This is a genomic window from Pseudoalteromonas rubra (genome assembly GCF_005886805.2).
Lineage (GTDB): Bacteria > Pseudomonadota > Gammaproteobacteria > Enterobacterales > Alteromonadaceae > Pseudoalteromonas > Pseudoalteromonas rubra_D.
This window is the reverse complement of the sequence record NZ_CP045430.1, coordinates 575,746-594,724: the sequence shown is the minus strand read 5'-3', so window position 1 is coordinate 594,724 and position 18,979 is coordinate 575,746. Positions and strand designations below refer to the sequence as shown.

At 47.0% G+C, this 18,979-nt stretch carries 14 protein-coding genes; 9 read left to right on the top strand and 5 right to left on the bottom strand.

The features are described from left to right. The first annotated feature begins 51 nt into the window (after positions 1–51). From CWC22_RS21670 to CWC22_RS21660, 3 genes are all read left to right on the top strand, one after another. Positions 52–921, top strand: coding sequence for a PhzF family phenazine biosynthesis protein (locus CWC22_RS21670; RefSeq protein WP_138539129.1), 870 nt, complete (start codon positions 52–54; stop codon positions 919–921). Positions 922–1,029: 108 nt separating this feature from the next. After that, positions 1,030–2,931, top strand: a complete 1,902-nt coding sequence (locus CWC22_RS21665) for a S9 family peptidase (RefSeq protein ID WP_125557747.1) — start codon at positions 1,030–1,032, stop codon at positions 2,929–2,931. A 290-nt stretch (positions 2,932–3,221) separates the two neighbouring features. Continuing rightward, the gene (locus CWC22_RS21660; RefSeq protein ID WP_138539128.1) at positions 3,222–5,774 is read left to right on the top strand and encodes a serine protease; all 2,553 of its coding nucleotides are present in this window, start codon (positions 3,222–3,224) and stop codon (positions 5,772–5,774) included. Positions 5,775–5,929: 155 nt separating this feature from the next. Here CWC22_RS21660 and aroQ read toward each other — a convergent pair whose 3' ends face one another. Beyond that, the gene (aroQ, locus tag CWC22_RS21655; RefSeq protein WP_171045119.1) at positions 5,930–7,126 is read right to left on the bottom strand and encodes a gamma subclass chorismate mutase AroQ; all 1,197 of its coding nucleotides are present in this window, start codon (positions 7,124–7,126) and stop codon (positions 5,930–5,932) included. Between the two features lie 297 nt (positions 7,127–7,423). Then, on the bottom strand, positions 7,424–9,052 hold the full coding sequence (locus CWC22_RS21650) for a Na/Pi cotransporter family protein (RefSeq protein ID WP_138539126.1): 1,629 nt from the start codon (positions 9,050–9,052) through the stop codon (positions 7,424–7,426). A gap of 296 nt (positions 9,053–9,348) precedes the next feature. Here CWC22_RS21650 and CWC22_RS21645 point away from each other — a divergent pair, with 296 nt between their 5' ends. Genes CWC22_RS21645 through CWC22_RS21635 form a run of 3 tightly spaced genes read left to right on the top strand, consistent with a single transcriptional unit; the run spans position 9,349 to position 12,451 of the window. Further along, positions 9,349–9,726 carry a BlaI/MecI/CopY family transcriptional regulator gene (locus CWC22_RS21645; RefSeq protein ID WP_125557739.1) on the top strand — a complete coding sequence of 126 codons (378 nt, stop codon included), beginning with the start codon at positions 9,349–9,351 and terminating at the stop codon, positions 9,724–9,726. A gap of 4 nt (positions 9,727–9,730) precedes the next feature. Further along, complete coding sequence (locus CWC22_RS21640) at positions 9,731–11,113, top strand: M23/M56 family metallopeptidase (RefSeq protein WP_138539125.1); 1,383 nt, start codon at positions 9,731–9,733, stop codon at positions 11,111–11,113. Positions 11,114–11,116: 3 nt separating this feature from the next. Next, complete coding sequence (locus CWC22_RS21635; RefSeq protein WP_230090700.1) at positions 11,117–12,451, top strand: M23 family metallopeptidase; 1,335 nt, start codon at positions 11,117–11,119, stop codon at positions 12,449–12,451. 66 nt (positions 12,452–12,517) lie between these two features. On the opposite strand, the gene CWC22_RS21630 is transcribed toward CWC22_RS21635, so the two are convergent. From CWC22_RS21630 to CWC22_RS21620, 3 genes are all read right to left on the bottom strand, one after another. Beyond that, the gene (locus tag CWC22_RS21630; RefSeq protein WP_138539124.1) at positions 12,518–13,687 is read right to left on the bottom strand and encodes a right-handed parallel beta-helix repeat-containing protein; all 1,170 of its coding nucleotides are present in this window, start codon (positions 13,685–13,687) and stop codon (positions 12,518–12,520) included. A gap of 448 nt (positions 13,688–14,135) precedes the next feature. Further along, complete coding sequence (locus tag CWC22_RS21625; protein ID WP_171045152.1) at positions 14,136–14,273, bottom strand: hypothetical protein; 138 nt, start codon at positions 14,271–14,273, stop codon at positions 14,136–14,138. 33 nt (positions 14,274–14,306) lie between these two features. After that, the gene (locus CWC22_RS21620) at positions 14,307–15,098 is read right to left on the bottom strand and encodes an endonuclease (RefSeq protein WP_138539697.1); all 792 of its coding nucleotides are present in this window, start codon (positions 15,096–15,098) and stop codon (positions 14,307–14,309) included. 147 nt (positions 15,099–15,245) lie between these two features. Between CWC22_RS21620 and CWC22_RS21615 the strand changes: the two genes are divergently transcribed. The 3 genes from CWC22_RS21615 (at position 15,246) to CWC22_RS21605 (ending at position 18,976) form a co-directional block, all read left to right on the top strand. Continuing rightward, positions 15,246–15,713 carry a CreA family protein gene (locus CWC22_RS21615; RefSeq protein WP_125557730.1) on the top strand — a complete coding sequence of 156 codons (468 nt, stop codon included), beginning with the start codon at positions 15,246–15,248 and terminating at the stop codon, positions 15,711–15,713. 165 nt (positions 15,714–15,878) lie between these two features. Continuing rightward, positions 15,879–17,900 carry a DUF3857 domain-containing protein gene (locus tag CWC22_RS21610; protein ID WP_138539696.1) on the top strand — a complete coding sequence of 674 codons (2,022 nt, stop codon included), beginning with the start codon at positions 15,879–15,881 and terminating at the stop codon, positions 17,898–17,900. Then, entirely contained in the window at positions 17,897–18,976 is a 1,080-nt protein-coding gene (locus tag CWC22_RS21605) for a tetratricopeptide repeat protein (RefSeq protein WP_138539695.1), read from the top strand. Before CWC22_RS21610 ends, CWC22_RS21605 begins: the two co-directional genes overlap by 4 nt. Positions 18,977–18,979: the final 3 nt, after the last annotated feature.

Below are 18,979 nucleotides of genomic sequence, written 5' to 3'. Positions count from 1 at the left end.
TAAAATGGGCTGACTGGTATCAGCTGAGTCCAATGGCAGACAGGAACAAATATGAATCATCTCACAGTTTATTTGGTTAATGCTTTTACAGAGCAAGGCAAGGGCGGAAACCCCGCAGGTGTTGTACTAAAGGCCGACGGTCTGACAGACTCTCAAAAGTTGGCCATTGCGCGGTCAGTGGGGTTTTCTGAAACCGCGTTTGTCTCATCAGACAGCGAGGCCGATTTTGCGTTGTCTTTTTTTACGCCAACGGATGAAGTCGACTTTTGTGGACATGCCACTTTAGCAGCGTTTTCTGTGATGTTTGAACAAGAGCTTATCAGCGACGGGGATTACACGCAAAATACCAAAGCGGGTCAGCTTGGCGTAACAGTCGAGGCAAATGGACGCATAGTGATGGCACAAAACCTCCCTCAATATATTAAGCGCTTTAACTACGAAACGATTGCCGACCTCATTGGTCTGGACGTGTCTATATTAAGCGCAACTCAATTGCCAGTCGAAATAATATCAACAGGATTACCGGATATCATTGTACCCGTAGCAACAGGGCATCTGGATAAGATTAAAGTGGACCAGCAGGCCCTGAGCGACTTTTCCCGCCAACACGATGTCATCGGTTTGCATGCGTTTGAGCTGAGTGATGCCGGTGAAGTGTTCACGGCGCGTTGTCGTAACTTTGCGCCATTGTTTGGTATCCCGGAAGAGTCAGCCACAGGAAGCGCCAGTGGGGCACTGGCGTGCTATTTAAATCAATATGTGTATCCTGCCCGGTCCAACCATTTTGTGTTTGAACAAGGACGTGCGATGGGATGTACCTCGCGTATCACCGCTGAACTTGAATCGGATGAGCTGGGGGTCAAGCGCGTGCTTGTCGGCGGGATGGCTCAGATCACAGGCCAGAGGGGGCTGTCTATTTAAGTTGATAGGTCATAACTGTACAGAGCAAAGCCGCTCATCGCTATCTCTTTTAACTTTCTGTTAATTTAGGTAGTCTAGCTGGGATTCAATTTTCGGAGGTATTTCGCGATGTTGCGAATTCTAGTAAGTGCTGGCCTGGGACTGGCAATGACGACTGGTGTGGCCGCCAAAGAGGTGATGACGCCGGAAAAACTTTGGCAGGTAAAACGTGTCAGTGCATTGGGGCTAAATAAAGACAAAACCCACGTCATTTACAAAGTGACTATGCCCAGTGTTGAGATGAACAACTTTGACAGCAAAGTCTATCAGGTGCCGCTCAAAGGTGGAACGCCTCAGCTTCTTGACGCCTACCAGGGACTGCTGGCAAACAGCAAAATCTCGCCTGATGGCAGCAAAAAACTGTTCCACGAAAAGGTTGAAGTGGAAGCCGTGCTGGCATCTGACAGACACAAGGCGCTGACTCAAGCAAATGCCTATGTGTATGATGACCTGAACTACCGTCACTGGGACACCTGGAAAGATGGCAGCTATAAGCATGTGTTTTATCAGGATCTGAAAACAGAAGAAAAAGTCGACATTATGCTGGGGCAACCTTTTGATAGCCCGACTTCTCCATTTGGCGGCGGCAGTGATTATATCTGGGGACCTAAAGGCGAGAATATCTATTATGTGAGTAAAAAGCTCACTGGTGCAGAATATGTTGCCAGCACCAATACCGATATTTATCGTTACAACCTGGCCAGCAAGCAGACGACTAACCTGACACAAAGCAACCCCGGTTATGACAAGTACCCCGCATTTTCGTCAAAGGGGCACCTGGCCTGGTTGCAAATGACCACACCTGGCTACGAAGCTGATAAGAACGACATCATCATCAGAGGTAAGGGTCAAAATATTAATTTGACCGCACACTGGGATGGCACCGTAAACAGCTTTAAGTGGAGCGAAGACGGTAAACACATTTACTTTGTGGCGCCAACCGACGGCACAATCCAGTTATTCCAGGTATCTGTAACTACCAATCCAAAAGCCAGACCGGCTATTAAGCAGCTCACCCGGGGCCAGTTCGATGTGAATGGCATTGTAGCTGCACTGGATAAACAGCTGGTAGTAACGCGTAATAGTATGAACAAAGCGAAAGAAATTTACCGCTTTGATTTAAAAAGCCAAAAGCTGAGCGCACTGACTAAGGTCAATGATGCATTTTATGCCAATATGGACCTGCCAACCGTTAAAAAGCAGATGGTAAAGACCAAAGATGGCCAGGATATGCTGACCTGGGTTATCTATCCGCCAAACTTCGATGAAACGAAGAAGTATCCGACTTTGTTGTATCTGCAAGGTGGCCCTCAGTCTGCACTCTCACAGTTTTACTCTTTCCGTTGGAACTTCCAGGTAATGGCGTCGCAAGGTTATATTGTGGTTGCACCAAATCGTCGTGGTATGCCAGGACATGGGGTTAAGTGGAATGAAGACATCACTCAGGACTGGGGTGGTAAAGTGATGCAGGATTACCTTGATGCCATTGATGAGGTGTCTAAAGCGTCTTATGTCGATAAAACTCGTATCGCAGCAGTCGGCGCTAGTTTTGGTGGTTATTCCGCTTTTTACCTGGCTGGCAATCACGATGGTCGATTCAAGTCCTTTATCGCACATTGCGGTATCTTCGACCTGCGGAGCATGTACGGTAGCACAGAAGAAATCTTCTTCGTTGACCACGAGTTTGGCGGTGCGTACTGGGAGAAAAACGCTGCAACCGATAAAACTTACGGGGCCTTTAATCCAATCAGCTATGTGGATAAATGGGATGCACCTATGTTTGTTATCCACGGTGGTAAAGATTACCGGGTACCGCTGGAGCAGGGGATCCAGGCATTCCAGGCAGCGAAATTGCGTGGTCTGAAAAGCCGCTTCCTGTACTTCCCTGAAGAAAACCACTGGGTACTCACACCACAAAATGGCATTGTCTGGCAACGTGAATTCTTTAAGTGGCTGGATGACACACTTTAATTAAACGATCACGGGCCCGACTATGAGGCCCATGAGCTGTTTATTAAGATTTACTGGCCGAATGACTTCGGTCAGTAATTTTATAGATATTAGATAGTTACGCCTCAGTAATTGCCTTTCTTATTGTTACCAATGCTCTAGAACTCAGGGCACTTCTTTTTTTGTTAGTACTTTTTTTGTTCAAGTGACAATATCTTGCGTATTTTGTTTTATATTTAGGAACAATTTGTGGTAATTTGTTGATTGTTTGGCACTAAGTAAACAAGTAGTTTAAAATCAGGATAATCTACATGGAATCGACAATAAAAAAAGTACTCTTATTCACTTTAGCATCCACTTCCCTGGCTGGGGTAGCGCTTGCGAAGGAGAAGCTGCAACCGCAACCACGTGCAGCTATGGGCGATGTTAGAATTGTGGGTGGGGGGGAAACAATACCATTTGCCTATCCATTTATGGGTAGCCTACAACTTTTTAATGGTGATAACTATGGCCACTATTGTGGCTCTTCTCTGATTGCGCCGAATAAAGTGTTGACTGCAGCTCATTGTGTTGAAGGCTGGAGTGCCAGTGACTTTGCGGTGAGGTTTGGTGGTCATGACCTGACAGATGAAAGTCAGGGGCAGCTCTATAAAGTAACTGATATCGTCATGCATGAACGCTATCGTGATCAATATAACTATAACAATGACATTGCGGTTCTTACTCTGGAATCACCTGTTGAAGGGATAACACCGATTGAACTGGCAGACCCTGAACTGAAACGCAGTTATGTTGTGGGTGAGAACTTTAAAGTGATGGGGTGGGGGGCGCTATATGCAGGTGGCCCTTCGCCAGATAAACTCCATGAAGTGGACGTGCCTTATATCTCAAACGAGGTTTGTAATGATGCCCAGCATTACAACGGTAGCATTTCAGATAGTATGATTTGTGCCGGATTCGATGAGGGAGGTAAAGACTCTTGTCAGGGGGACAGTGGCGGCCCTCTGATCGTCAATCGTGATAGCCGTTGGATCCAGGTTGGTGTCGTTAGCTGGGGAGAGGGGTGTGCTTATGAATTCAAACCTGGTGTATATGCTGATGTTGCTGCTTTAAATGAGTGGGTGATTCGAAATCAGCAGTACGTAGGGTTCCAAGCTGCTGATACAGTACTCGCAGACAAGCCAGATACTACAGTGTCAATTGCCTTAAAAAACAAGTCAGACCTTACAGTTGATATCGCAGCTATTCTGCTATCTGACGCGTCTGCAGGTGTGAGTATCGCATCTGAAAACTGTACTACTGCTGCGATTGAACCAGGTCAGCAATGCGATGTATTGGTTTCTACATCGGACAGCATTAAAGAGGGGCAGTTTACCTTGAGCGCTGAGCTGGTAAACCAGGACGTATCGTCGCGCAGCCATACCTATAACTACGAGAAGATCCCAGCCAGCCAGGTCGATATCAACGCACACATGTCTTCAGAGTCTTTCGTGCAATGGTACACAGGTGGTGACGCACCGTGGTTCATCAGTGAAGAGACTGCTGCGGACAATACGCAAACACCACTTCTGGTGAGTGGTGACATAACAGACGGGTCGGAAACCCCAGAGTTGAATGAGTCGTCACAGAAAACTATTTTGATGGCTGAAATCAATCATGATCTGGCTATGGGCATTGATTTCGAGTACCTGCTTTCATCGGAACTTGGCTATGACTTTTTCACTTTTTATATCAACGGTGAACAAGTGCTAAGACAGAGTGGTGAATCCAATTCGTATGAGTCAGCTTCATTTGAGTTGGGTAAAGGCTTAAATACTGTGATGTTTGAGTACTTCAAAGATGGCTCCGTCAGTGATGGTAATGATAATGTTGTGCTCAAAGCACTGAACATAAAAATGCGTGAAAATCTAAGCCCTGCTATCAAGCTTGCAGAGGCAGAACTCAGTGTAAGAAGTGGTATGGAGATTACCCTTGATGCAACTGGGACAAGCGATCCGGAAGGAAACAGTTATACGCTGGCCTGGACTGATATCAATGCACCTGAAACTGTATTGAGCACTGAAGAAGCGTTTAGTTTTGTAGCGCCGTTAGTCAATGAGACCGTAACTCAGGTATTTGAAGTCACTGCAACTGATGAGTACGGTGCAGTATCTAAACAACATGTTACTGTGACCATCGATGAAAACAAGCAACCAGTGATCAATGTCGCTGAGGCGAGCATTGAGGTTCGAGGTGGCTCTGAGTTTACACTAGATGCAAGTGCGACGATCGATCCTGAAGGCGATGCGTTGTCTTACACTTGGGTAAATCTTTCAAGCGATGACTCGGCATCTATTGCTGAGACAGCCATCATGAATTTGAAGGCGGGTGAAGAGCAGATTGGTCAAACTCTGGTGTATGAGTTCACAGCAGAAGATGAGTATGGTGCCAAATCGTCACAGTTGTTTACGGTAGCGATTGTTGAAAACAAAGCACCCCAGGTTACGTTGACAGCCAACTCAACTTTGGTTGCCGCGGGTCAAAATATTGAACTAAACGCATCGGCTTCTGTTGACCCGGAAGGTGATACGCTGACATACAGCTGGGAACAAGTATCCGGGACCAGTGTGAATGTTTCTGGTAGTGACGCACAATTAAGTGTAACAGCACCTGATATCACTCAGAGTGAGGTGCTTGAATTTGCCGTTACAGTAACTGACTCTTTTGGCTTATCGTCAACTGAGACCATTAAAGTTGCTGTAGAAAAGTCTGCCAGTAGCAATAATGTAACCGCAGAACAGCCTAAAAAGGACAGCGGTTCTTTTGGTTCCTTTGCCTTGTTGCTGATGTCTTTGGCGTTGTTTACTCGTCGTATTAAGAAGTAACCAACCCTGAGATTTTTTAGAGGCATTACAATTGTCTAAACATGCAAAAATACCGTCACTATCAATGTAGTGGCGGTATTTTTTTGATCATATCAGCCCGTTCTGCTTTATCGGCGCCAAGGGCGGGTGGATAATGGTAAATCAGTGCGATCCGATTAGTCGGTTGCCTGGCAGTTCTTAACCCTGCGTACGCTTTGTAATGCCCGGTAAAGTCTTTGTTTGTCTTTGCCTGTTAAGTTATCGGTGACTAGCACAGCATTAAAAACAGGCTCCAGTTCCGGGGTTAAGTTGCCATGTTTTGCCAGGTGACTGGTCAGTGTTTCGAGTATGGCTGAGCCGAGATGATTCAGGCTATGTCTTAATTTGGTGAGATCGGCCGTTTTGTTGGGCACGCCTTCAGCCAGCCATTGTGCGCGATATCGATATTGAATCGCCTTGGCCGCATCCATCTGTGCCTGAAAAAATGCCTTCACACTATTTGTATCCAGGCATTGCTGTCTGGCTTGTTCCAGCGCTTGTGAGAGCACTACAACTTCACGGGATAAGTCTTCAATGGGTTTGTGCTTGTTGGCTTTAAATAGCGCCACAGACTGCATTTGAGCAAGGCGCTTATCAATTAACGAAAACACAGATTTACCGGAGTCCGATCGTGCATTTATTTGTGTTTGAGCTTGAACCACGACCTGTTTTAGTGCTGTGCGTGCTTCGTCCACGTTGACTTTGTGAGGCCGTTTTTCCAACTTCATTAAGGCAAATAAGGTTTGGTTATCTGCGTTATCCTGAATGCCCACTTCACGCAATGTCAGCTTAGGATACACTGCTTTAAGTGCACAACTGCCGATTGCAACTGTGTTTTGATTAAATTTTCCATCAGCGAGTAGGCGAGCCGCTTCGTTGGTGCCTTTTGGCACAGGTTTGGTTTTTATCTGATGCACACTGAGCCACCGGTTGATCTGTTTCAGAGCTGCCGGGTGAGAGGCTGCATGCGTAATTTTACTGGTGTTGTTTAATCCGAATACACACATTTCGATGGGCATATGCACAGACGCTTTGAGTTCAATGACCCGATAGTTGCGCATTGCATTCACAATGGCCGGGACCAGTTGCCCTTCGATGGTGGAGTTGGCCAGTGCGCTGAAAGCCCACGCATTATTTTCAGCAGCTGTTGCGTAAGTATTATCAGGCGTGCCCGAGTAAAGGCGTTGAAAGGTCTCTGCGTTACGGTCTGCCAGCAAGTCGAGAGCTGCGTGATTAAAACTTCCAGGCCCAGCTTGTACGTATACTGGGGCTGCCTCGGCTATGACTGCCGACAGTAAAACAGATGAAGCAAGTAAGTGAGATAAAAGGCGCAATTGTAAAGGTTTCCAAAGATATATCAGACAACAGGCATGCTAGCAAAATTGCAACTGCGTGTCTCAATAAGAGAGGGTTTTAGACTGTGTTTAGCATTTTATAAATCAGCAGGTGTGAGACATGGTGGTCGGCGTTAATCTGTACTGAGACCCGTCGGGTGTGCTTTAATTTAAAGGTGACTTTTAACATCCTGACTTTTGTAGATCAGTTATCTGCCTGAATGGTACAAGGGCCGGGATTACGCCGGCGCTTTTGTCTTATTCTTACTCGCACTCAAGCTTTGTGCCTCCACAGTACTATGGAGAGGCGTTTGGATTAAGCTGCTCGTCAATGAGGTATAACAACAGCATGGCTTTATGCCATTGCTGGGTTAGCTGCCACATATCGGACAAACCATTAATATTGCGGACCATATTGTCAATTGGCAAAGTAGCGTTGGTGCCGGCAAGGATCAGATCGTCTTTGACGTCGTCGTGTAGCTGTTGCAGTGCTCTGAGAGCGGCCTTAAACGATTCTGTGTTCATTGATGGTGTTTCTAAGCTGGTCTTCATAAAGTGGCCTAGCTGAGACTGATATTCTTCGAGCTGGGCATGCAGTTCAGGATGTTCGGCTAATGCTTTTTGTGGTTGTAGCTGAGCGAGCTTTTCAACACAATGGCAGCAGGTAAACAGGTAGTGTTCAATGCGCATTAATTTTGCCAGTAAACCCGTGGTTTCTTCAGACAGAGCTGATTGCTCAACAGTAACAATGAAATTAGTAATGTGCTGGCATAACATCTGGATGGTATGTATTTCCTGCTCTATGGCCAGGCTATCGAGAGGTTGCTGGGATTTTTCGTATTGTGCCAGCAGTTTATCGGCAACTAGCTTAGTTTCGAGCAGCACTGCATTGGTTGCCAGTGCCGGGGTCTGGGCAATGTTTCTATCCAAAAAGCGTGGCCGGGAGGCCGTTTCCTCGGCGCTACAAAAGCGTTTCATCAAAAACTCAGCCAAGCGATTGTTGAGTGGAAAAATGAGCATCACGCCTAACACGTTAAACAGGGTATGAAATAGTGCCAGAGACAGTGCAGGGTTGGCTGTCAGGTTAAAAAAGCTGGTGAGCTGGGTTATCAGGTAAAATAGTACGGGCAATATTGCAAAGGCGACAAGTGCCGTGAGTGCATTAAAAACGACTTGAGCCGCAGCCACGCGCTTGGCATTAGAGGTGGCGCCAATAGCTGCCAGTACAGAGGTTGAGGTAGTACCAATGTTCGCACCTATGACCATGGCTCCAGCCGCATAGAGACCTATCATGCCGCTGGCTGCTGCCGTGATAGTGAGCGCAATGGAGGCGCTGGACGACTGTGTAAGTGTGGTCATGACAATACCGACCAGTAGAAATGTCAGCATACCGGTCAGACCCTGAGCAGTGAACTGGCTTAGGTCAAACCTTGTGACGACATGTTCAAATGCGCCTTTAAGTATATCTATGCCAATGAAAAACAAGCCAAAGCCGACCAGTGCGAGCCCTGCGGATGCGAGCCGGGTTTGTGGTCGAAGCAGTTTCATCAACGCGCCTAAACCAATTAGAGGTAACGCAATGGCTTGAATATTGAACTTAAAGCCCACTGCGGCAACCAGCCAACCAGTAACGGAGGTGCCAACATTGGCACCATAAACTATGCCCAGTGCCTGATGCATGGTTATGAGGCCGGCATTAACGAAACCCAGCGACGCCACGGTGACTGCACTGGAAGATTGGACCAGCGCGGTCATACAAAAACCTGAAGCGATGCCCCGCTGCGGGGTTTTAGTCCAGGTCGCCAGTACTTTACGTAGCGAACTTCCCGCAGCGAGTTTCAGGCCGTCGGTCATCATACCGATGGCAACCAGGAAAATCCCCAGGCCGCCAAGCAAACTGCCTAATAACTGAAATGTCTCTGCCATTGCTTGCCCCATTTTATTGGGCAAACATCACAGAAATAAGCAGCTTGCCCGTATCACTTAACTGTCATAAAAGTATCAAGTTTCACAAAATGGCGGTTGTTTGAGGTCAACTTTTGCCACAGTCACAGGTTTACAAAGATATAAATAGTATTGCCTGCAAGTCAGAGGTTAGCAAGAAAGGGCTAATTTTCAGTTGTTTGGAAACCATGCTATAGCTGTTTCTGTAAAGTGTGACTTGTGTCGCACTTTTTTAACTGTTAAAGTGCGACAAGTGTCACATCAAAAGAATAATAGAGATGAAACCCAACACCACCGAACTAGAAATCCTCAAGCTACTGTGGCAACAGGAGCCACGTACTGCAAAAGAGATTCACGACGCCATCGCTGATCGTTTCAACTGGTCATATTCTTCAACACGTAAAACACTTGAGCGCATGGGCGATAAGGGTTTGTTGAGCATTGGTGAGCAAGGCAATAAAAAGTCGTACACCGCGAAGGTTGAGAAAGTACCCACTTTGGCCGCTTACGCTCAGGAATTTGCTAAAAATGTACTGGAACTGGATGGCCCATTACCAGTTGCTATGTTTGCTGACAGTCGTTTGATTGAATCACAGGAGCTGGAAGAGCTCGAGCACTTGCTGGAATCATTATCTGAGCAGGATAAGCGGGGCTAATAAAATGAGTTTGGCAACGTTACTTTCTCTTCTTCTCTCGGTACTGGTGTGGTGCCTCGTATGTGGTGCCTTGGTGCAGGTGGGTCGCTTTCTGAGTCGTCACCACCCGTTCGCCCCCGGCCTATGGTGGGCATTGTTAGTGCTCAGTTTTGTGCCTTTTGCACCGCTCCCTGAGATGACGCTGGATGAAGTGATCCCGACGGTGTTGTATGACTTTAGTGAGCAGGCGGGAAAGCTGCAGTTAAGCACTGAGATAATGCTGACGACTGAGAACCAATGGAACGATTTGTGGATATTTATCGCGCTGATATTCGTGATGGTACTGCAAAGCATTCGTAAGGGGATGTGTTTACTCAACAAACTTGCCAGCCTGCGCGCTTTAATGAGCAGTGCCGAGCCGCTCCAGGCAGATCTTAGTGCGTCTTTTTCATCGCTTACTCAGATCAAAGGCCGTCAAGTGCCCGTATACGTGCTACCTCTGAATTGTACGGCGTTTGCTATGGGGGTTAAAAAGCCGACTATCGTGATGCCGCAATACTTTGCGACTTTACCTGAATATAAACAGAGGACTCTGCTGCTGCATGAAGTAACGCATCTGGCTCACAGAGATCATATTGCCCTTATGGTATGGCAAGTACTCAAATGCCTGTTCTGGTTTAATCCAGCTATTGCGAGGATGGAAGCAGCGTTCATTAATGCCATGGAGGCACGCTGTGATGCGCAAACCATAGGACGTTACGGCATTGATCGGCAACAGTACGCAGCCACTTTACTGGATGCCCTGAAGCACAGCACACTAAACAAGACACCCAATGCAGTCGCCGGGTTTGCATCGCAGGCATTATCCCTGGCTGATTATAAAAGTCGCCTGGTGCAAATCATGAAGCCAGTGAAAACGCGGCATCGTTTTGTCACACTTAATATACTGGCGATCGCCATGTTTAGCGCTTTCGTCTCTTTCCAGGTGAGACCCTTATTAAGTCCTCAGACACCTAACTGGCAACTACCAATGAATGATTACAAGATCAGTTCTCACTTTGGTCACGTATGGGCCTTTCGTAATCACAAACCTCACGGTGGGCTTGACATGGTTGCAGCAAAAGGTACGCCTCTTGGCGCGATGGCAACGGGAAAAGTGCTGGTGGCCGATGAGATAACCCTGGCAAAAAATTACGGTAAAACGGTACTGATCCAGCACAGCAATGGTTACCAGAGTTTATATGCCCATCTGGATAGTATTGCTGTGTCACAAGGTGACTGGGTATCTGCTGGAGAGGTCATCGGCACTTTAGGTGACAGTGGCCGGGTGACCGGGGCTCATCTACATCTGGAGATCCTGGCTGACGGAAAACGCCTTGATCCGCTGAGTATTTTTCCAAAGGACTAAATTATGAAATACCATTTGATGATCGCCATACCTCTGGGCATGGTGTTAAGCACCCTTGTGTCTGATTTACCTGAACAGGCCTCTGAGCAATGTGATAATGTGGATACGTCAGTTGTCGCTGAACAGAAGCCTAATGTGAACCAGAACAATGGCAAATCGGTGTTGGCTCAGCAACCTGCCGCCGCTCAGTCACCCGCTGCGCCTGAGCATTCACCAAACACTGAGCACAAGATCCTGACGCTGTCAGCGGGCCAGTCTTTCACTGCTTTGCTGAAACCTTATGGTGTGAGCGAACGGCAGGTGTTTAGTTTACAGAAGTTAATGGCACCTGAGGTGAACCTGAGTCAGCTACCGGTTGGGCAAAAGATAAAAATTGATATCACAAAAGGCAAACTGAGCTCTATTACCCTGGCAACCGGATTCGCGCAGCGCCTGAATGTGTCGATGACGGGCCAGTGGCACAAGCGTCTCTATCAACTGGACACTCGTCAGGCCCAGTCTGTCCATGATGTCGCAATCACACAAAGCTTATATGAGTCACTGGTTGAGGATTCTGTGCCATTGGATGTGATCAATCAGACCATCACGGTGTTTTCACACTTTGTGGATTTTCAGCGCGAAATACATCAGGGCGATGCATTAACTATGATGTACGACAAAGCTATTTTATCGGTGAAGGATGGCCTGCAACAGCAGCTTGAAAAAGCGGGCCAGCTAAAGTTCGCCAGGTTGCAAAATCAGGGAGAGGATCTGGCTGTATACCACCATCACACTGAGGGCGGGCAAAGCGGCTTTTACTTTGCTGATGGTCGCCCGGCACAAAGCTTTTTACTTAAAACTCCGTTAAATGGCGCGCGATTATCGTCAACTTTTGGTAGTCGTAAACATCCTATTCTGGGATACACCCGTTTGCATGCCGGGCTTGATTTTGGCGCACCTGTTGGTACACCTATCTTTGCTGCCGGTAACGGGACTATTAAAAAAGCAGGGTGGGGAGGTGGCTTCGGCAATCGGGTTGTGATCCGCCATGCGAATGGCTATGACACGCTGTATGCACACCTTAATGGGTTTGCAAAGGGAGTGAAACCAGGCACCCGTGTCAGACAGGGGGAGGTAATTGGCTATTTGGGTAACACAGGATTGTCTCAGGCGCGTCATTTACACTATGAAGTGCACAGGCATGGCAAACCCATTAATCCATTATCCCTGAGGCAGGTAAAACAGCAACGTCTTGACGGCAGTCAGCTGGCTGATCTCCAGCAGAGTATCGCGCGTGTACATCAAAATCCACTGCTAAATCAGTACGTTTCGGCCATACCGGTAGCTGATAAGTTGTAACTTTGGATGGGAGATATGAACAGTAGAGCCTGTTTATGCTCTACTGTTCAAAAATCAGCGAGCTGGCTACTCAACCACGTAATGGCGGTTGTTTAGCTCTAGTCTGAGTACATTATTGTTCAGATAAGAGTAGGTCATCGGGCGATTAGCTGCATCAACCTGACCCTGGTTCTCGATGGTATTTTCTTTGATTAAGTTAGGGGTAGCCGTATTCGTTGCATAAAGCTTAATCCCGTAACTAAGTGGGTGCACAATGAGGTTTTCACTATATTCATGGGCATCGCCACCAGATATCGTATTGTCTTGCTGCGCTGGATTACGGGCAAAAATACCGTTTTCCCCTGCGTATAGAATATGGTTATTATGAATCTTCAAACCGTCGCCATCTAGCATCATGCCATTGCCGCCACTACGATAGATTAGGTTGTCTGATACTGTCACATGATCACCGCCAACCTGAATACCAGTGTTCTGATATTTAGGATCGAAGGGACTTACGCCAGTGCGGTAGATTTTGTTGTTGCGGATCGTTGCATCCCCAGCCACTGAGTTAAGCTGGATGCCATCGGCACCAATGTTTTCCAGGGTGTTGTTGTAAATATCCACGTCAGTTAGCTTATGCGGATATACCGTTGTTGCGACACCATCACACTCCAGCTTGCGGCTCTTCCCTGTGTAGCCGATGTACATGCCTTCGCCTGTTTCTGTGTCGTGAATGTAGTTGTGGTGAACGCTGAGTCCACGCATTGTGAAGTTTTCCTGCCAGGTGGCCGGATCGCAGGTTGGATCTGTTTTAATCAGCAAGCCTGCAAACCGCGCGCGGTAGATCTCTAGATTATCAATCTCAATGTACTCGCTTAGCCCACCAATGCCTACTGTGCCGCCAAGACGCATACCATAGCCAGCTTCATCACGGCTGCCGGTAATGCGCAATTGAGAGGATTTCTCCACGGCAATACTGTACTCGTAAGGTGTAGTTGTAACCGTGCCATTTTCGTTGCGGATCACGACCGGGTTACCTGCTTCACCGTGCACATTGCGAATACGCAGCGGACCACGTTCCCCGGCTGCCAGGCAGATGGTGTCACCAGCAACCACTGCCAGCGCGTCGCCATCGATCAAATGATGGCTTGAAGGGATCACAATGTCGCATTGAGAGGCCAGGGCCTGAGGAATAGCACATAACGCCATCGCGCCAGAGATTAGAGTTAACGTGAGGGTTTTCGTGTCTTTCATTGCTTCTTCCTTATTGAAGTCGTCGTTACACTTATACCAATTTGCTTAATTAAGTGTTCTAATTTGAGGCGAGAAAATATCGTCGATAACAAGGAAAAAATTTTGCTATTTAGTTGTTCTAAATGAGAAATTTTTAACGCCGTTAGCGTCATATTTGCTCCTTCAAATTGAACGGGTATTAAGTGAAATTGGTATATTATTGTTCAACGAAGATACCACAGCAGAATGCGTTAATATCCTGCCTGTTTGGGGGGGAGCGCTGCTGCTCACATGGTTAAAGATGGGGTCATACAGCACCTGAGTCACAGGCAGGTGCTGACACATTTGTTGCCATCGACAGCATTCCATACCTCAATGCAGGCAAGGTTATCAAGCTGACGGGTATCATTCGTCAAAACGCATTGTGCTATTAAATGAAATACTTGTCTATTATTTAGGTAATATTTTGTTACTCGTTTTGAATGATGTTGTTAAGTATGGCCAGCTCGTTATTGGTATTGATCTGCACCCAGAGCGGGAAGTGATCGCTCAGCTCATAGGTCCATTTACTCTCAGGGATGCCGGTATCATCGAATAACGCTGCCATCAGACCATTGGCGGCAAAGTCAATTACACCGCCCTAGTCGGCGTAACTAAACGCATGTCTGGCACGATGCAGAATTTGGTCATAGCGTTTATTACCGGCACTTGCTGCTGTGTCATTGATGTCTACCAGCGCCACTGGCATCTGTAATCCGCTTGACTGGGTGAGCGCCTGGTAATAGCGATCACCAATTCGGGGGATGTTGAAATCTCCCACTACAATGAGATCTTCATCAAATACCGTGTCAGCGTTGTCTATCCAGCGGCTTTTTATCCAGTCGCCAAAACTGGCCAGCTCCTGTTCGCGACCCGGGCGGGTGCCCCAACGGGCATGCATGGCCAGCATCATGAAATCAAAACTGCCAGCTTTGAATGAGGCCATATAGGGGGCACGCCACCAGGATTGCTCGCTGACGTACTGATCACCTACTTTTTGCCTGTCGGGCTGCGCTTCTGCGGCGAGGCCGGTAAACTGGACCATGCGCTTGTCATATACAAAGGCGGTGCGTTCCCAGTTGCCGCCAAAGTCACTCTGCCAGTCACTGATCACAAATTGCCAATTCGGACCCAGCATATGCATCACGCGTTTGAAGTCGGTTAAATCATCTCTTAGCTCGGTAATGGCAATGAGATCAAACTGGTAAAGAATACGCGTGATCAGAGCAATGGCCAGCTCACTGCGGCTGCGTTTGCCAAAGTCGCGGATATTCCAGGTGGCAATATTCAGGGTTTCATCCAGCATTGAGGGAGGAATATGGCTATCTTCAATGCGCTCTACAAGTAATTTTAGTTTTTTGGCTGTGGCTTTTGAAAGGTGTGTCAGTTCCATGGGTTACCTTGAACGGTGATGAATAGATTCATAAAGCTAGACCAATTTGTAATAAATACCAGTGGCTTACTGTGTCAGCCATATTTTTAATAGCAGGTTTGTGCAACAATGGTAAACTGAATAAAATAACATATCTCAGGAAAGAGAATGAAAAAAAGACTACTACTGCTTCCAGCAATGATGTTACTTGGTGCCTGCTCAGACAGTGAAGTGGGCGATGTATCTCTTGGTCTGTTTACATTGAAGGACATCAAGTTGCATTCAATGACGGATCCGATTGTCACAGGCGTAACGTGTCATGTTGCCAGCATTGAGGCCGATCTTAGTTTGTCAGATCCCAGCGACAGCTCTATTGCCTGTCGTCAGACCGGAGAAATCACGCCTCAAATGATAGCCCAGATAGACAAAAGCAAGTCTGGTGAAGTGGTGTTCAAACAGTCAAAAAGTGTGTTTTTCAAAGCCATGAAGGTCAGGCGTATTTATGATTCCGAACATCAGACCTTGATGTACCTCTCTTATACCACTAAAGAAACCTCGGGTAGCTTTAAACATAGTTTGTCGACGGTGCCTTTATGGGGCACGCAGGCTTATTCTGAGAAAGCCATTAACCCCTAGAGTCACTACGCCATGACTGGGCAGGTGGTCGCGTTGGTGATTAACAAAGTGTTACCCGAGTACCTTGCTTGCCTATGTCGGTCTGTATAAACTGACGCGTTTTCGTGCCAAAAGAAGCCTGATAGCTCTGCAAGCTGTTCAGGGAAGAGCAAAAAGTTGAGTATTATGAAGCAGCTATACATCATATTCGCCATCGTTCTGATGGTTTGGTTTAATCCTGTCCAGGCACTCGGTGAGCGTCCTGATGTGACTATTTCGTCTGCCCCAGGTTGGGTTACTAAGCAGCCATTAACGGCATTACCTGAAAGCCTGCGCAAGCCGCTTCATTATCGACTGGTTGACAGTCAGGTGAGTGACAATGCAGAGCAGACGTCCTTTTCTCATAACCGCTATGTGTTTACCGATGCTGCCGGCGTTCAGGAAGGCAGTACTGTCAGAGTGCGGTTCAATCCAGCGTATGAAAAACTGGTATTTCACAATGTCACTGTCTTTCGCGATGGCACAGCGGTTTATCAGTTAGCCCCGCAGGATATTAAAGTGATCAACGCGGAAGATGACCAGCAAAATAATATGTATCTGGGTTTGTTTGATGCCCTGATCTTGCTTCAGGATATCCGCGTCGGTGACGAACTTGACTACAGCTACAGTTTGTCCGGAAAAAACCCGGTATTGGGTGATCGTTTCAGCTACTTTGATAACCTTGGCTGGGGCGTTGCGGTCGATCTGTTGACCTTTAAGCTCACCTTACCAGATGATAAACAAGTAGCGCACAAAGTATTCGGTAACCCTAATGCCGAGGTGCAACACCAGAAAAGCGATGGTACGCAAACCTTTACGGTTCGTGTCGAAAACAGCGTAGCTCATACCGTTGAAAACGAACTACCTGGCTGGTTCAGCCCTTTTCCTTATATTCAATTCACCGAGTTTAATTCCTGGCTGGAAGTGCAGGACTGGGCGGCGCAATTGTTTCAGGTAAACACTGAACATAGTCCAGAACTTAAGGCCTATATCGCTGAACTTAAAGCATTGCCAAAGCACCAGGCAATTGAGCAAGCGATCACCTTTGTACAGGATGAAATCCGTTATCTGGGCCTTGAGCTGGGTGTCAATTCGCATCAACCTAACATGCCTCACCAGGTATTTGAGAAACGTTTTGGTGACTGTAAAGATAAAACGCTGCTACTGAATACCTTGCTGCGTGAGCTAGATATAGACGCCCAACCTGCCTTGGTGTCGACGGATAAACGTGCCCATATTAGTGAGTATTTGCCAACGCACAGCGCCTTTAACCATGTCATTACTCACTTTACATTGGATGGCGAGACATTCTGGGTTGATCCGACGATTAACTATCAGGGCAGCAGATTGTCTAGTTTGTATCAACCTGATTATGGCAGCGCTTTGCTGGTGGATAGCCAGTCAGGCGCTCTGACCACAGTAACCGTAAAATCGGCACGCCATGGTATTGATATTAATGAGATGATTATCGCCCCTGATTATGTGTCGCCCGTACAATGGCGGATTGAGTCACAGTATTATGGCTGGCAGGCTGAACGATTGCGATATCAGCTGGCCTCTTCAGAAAAAAAGGTGTTTCAGGAGCATTCGCTAAACTATTACGCGCAATTTTATCCTGGCGTACAGGTAAAGGCACCGATTAGCTTTGCAGATAATCGCCAGGACAACGTGATCACTGTGGTGGAATCTTACTGGGTGCCTGATTTCTGGCAACCACTTGAAGATGGGGCTGCTGAATTCTACCTTGCCGCAGGGAATGTCAGCCAATACGTTAAATTACCTCAAACCGTGCGCCGTAAGCAGCCACTGGCCAAAGTATATCCACTGTCTTTGTCTCAGCGTGTCACCTTGCTCATGCCATCAGATATTGACTTCAGTGCGTTGGCCTATCAAAAATCCTTTGCCGATCCTTATGTGCGAATCGACAGTGCCATGGAGTATGACCGCCGCCGAGTGACTTTTCACGCTCAGTATGAGGCCCTTCAGGAGTCCGTGCCGGTTGAGGCGGTGCCTGCGCACCTAAGTAAGCTGAAACAGGCCAACAAGTATAGTGGTTTTGGCGGCACAGTCAGCGAAGTGACGACTAACCCTCACTACACCTTATTTAAGGATTTTGTTAAGCAACTTGAGAACAAAACTAAGATGAAATTTGTCGGAGAATCACTATGAAGCGCATATTAAGTCTGCTGGTTTTAATCTTGGTTGTGTCTGGGTGTGCGTCCACCAAAAAAACCGCTTTTATTGAATCGTCAGCATCGGTTTATGAAGCGAACAAAAAGGTGGAGTATGTGCTGAATAACCCCAACGAAAATGCATTTTTAGAACTCATCGACCGAGATGCAAGTGAAACTTATGTAAAAAATGAACTGGGAATAGACGATCCCAAGTTTGCGTTGAAAAGTGCGTTCGTCTCAGCCGGGGCGATGATGGGCTTGTCTTCATTTGACCACATTTTCTATACCCACAGTCGTGAGCAAGGTGACTACTGGCTTAGCCAGTATATCTTCTCGCATGACAACGGTACCTTTGCGCTGGTGGATATTACCCTCACAAAACAAGGCTATAAATTGGTTGATGTGAACAACCGAAGCTATCGCTCCAGCGTAGTGCGCTTTTTCGCGCAATATGATCAGCAGATTGAAGCGGCCGGACACGAAGAAGTGGTAACAGCGATCACGGATCTTATGGAGAAAAAAGAATCGCAGTTGGCGCTGGAAAAGTACCAACAATTGCCCTCAGAGCTAAAATCATTGCCCATTGTCCATGAAACCTTATTTCGCTCTATAGAAACCTGTGATGGTAAGCAGCATCAGGAATTATGCAAAACCTTGCTTCAGGAGGGGGAACAGGCCTATCAGGGCTTATTTGAAGCAAATCTGTATCGCACTATGGGGCAATATGAGCAGGCACTAACTAAATTTGAACAGCTGCCTGAGGATATTCGTTTTAGCCCGCCAATTTTGATGGAAAAAGCTATGGTGCTGGCTCACCTTGGACAGAAACGCGAAGCGTTTGGTATCGCTTTAGATGCCTTGTATCGTAATGCTTCAGGCGCATATGGTTATCTGATCATGTTACAGGTTGCGTTCATCACTGGTGAACACGATGCTGCAGTTGAGCTACTGACTTTTATGAAAGACATCTTTGAGATTCAGTTTTCTGAACAAGAGCTGGCAGATATCAGTAACAGTGAGAGTTTCCTGAATTCAACGCAGTATGCGCAGTTTAAACACTCTTATCTATAACAC

Bases quoted from the DNA above. Each gene is read 5' to 3' on its own strand.
- CWC22_RS21635 (WP_230090700.1), top strand. From the start codon at position 11,117: ATGAAATACCATTTGATGATCGCCATACCTCTGGGCATGGTGTTAAGC.
- CWC22_RS21605 (WP_138539695.1), top strand. From the start codon at position 17,897: ATGAAGCGCATATTAAGTCTGCTGGTTTTAATCTTGGTTGTGTCTGGG.
- CWC22_RS21645 (WP_125557739.1), top strand. From the start codon at position 9,349: ATGAAACCCAACACCACCGAACTAGAAATCCTCAAGCTACTGTGGCAA.
- CWC22_RS21650 (WP_138539126.1), bottom strand. From the start codon at position 9,052: ATGGCAGAGACATTTCAGTTATTAGGCAGTTTGCTTGGCGGCCTGGGG.
- CWC22_RS21670 (WP_138539129.1), top strand. From the start codon at position 52: ATGAATCATCTCACAGTTTATTTGGTTAATGCTTTTACAGAGCAAGGC.
- CWC22_RS21610 (WP_138539696.1), top strand. From the start codon at position 15,879: ATGAAGCAGCTATACATCATATTCGCCATCGTTCTGATGGTTTGGTTT.
- CWC22_RS21665 (WP_125557747.1), top strand. From the start codon at position 1,030: ATGTTGCGAATTCTAGTAAGTGCTGGCCTGGGACTGGCAATGACGACT.
- CWC22_RS21620 (WP_138539697.1), bottom strand. From the start codon at position 15,098: ATGGAACTGACACACCTTTCAAAAGCCACAGCCAAAAAACTAAAATTA.
- CWC22_RS21630 (WP_138539124.1), bottom strand. From the start codon at position 13,687: ATGAAAGACACGAAAACCCTCACGTTAACTCTAATCTCTGGCGCGATG.
- CWC22_RS21640 (WP_138539125.1), top strand. From the start codon at position 9,731: ATGAGTTTGGCAACGTTACTTTCTCTTCTTCTCTCGGTACTGGTGTGG.
- CWC22_RS21615 (WP_125557730.1), top strand. From the start codon at position 15,246: ATGAAAAAAAGACTACTACTGCTTCCAGCAATGATGTTACTTGGTGCC.
- CWC22_RS21625 (WP_171045152.1), bottom strand. From the start codon at position 14,273: ATGGCAGCGTTATTCGATGATACCGGCATCCCTGAGAGTAAATGGACC.
- CWC22_RS21660 (WP_138539128.1), top strand. From the start codon at position 3,222: ATGGAATCGACAATAAAAAAAGTACTCTTATTCACTTTAGCATCCACT.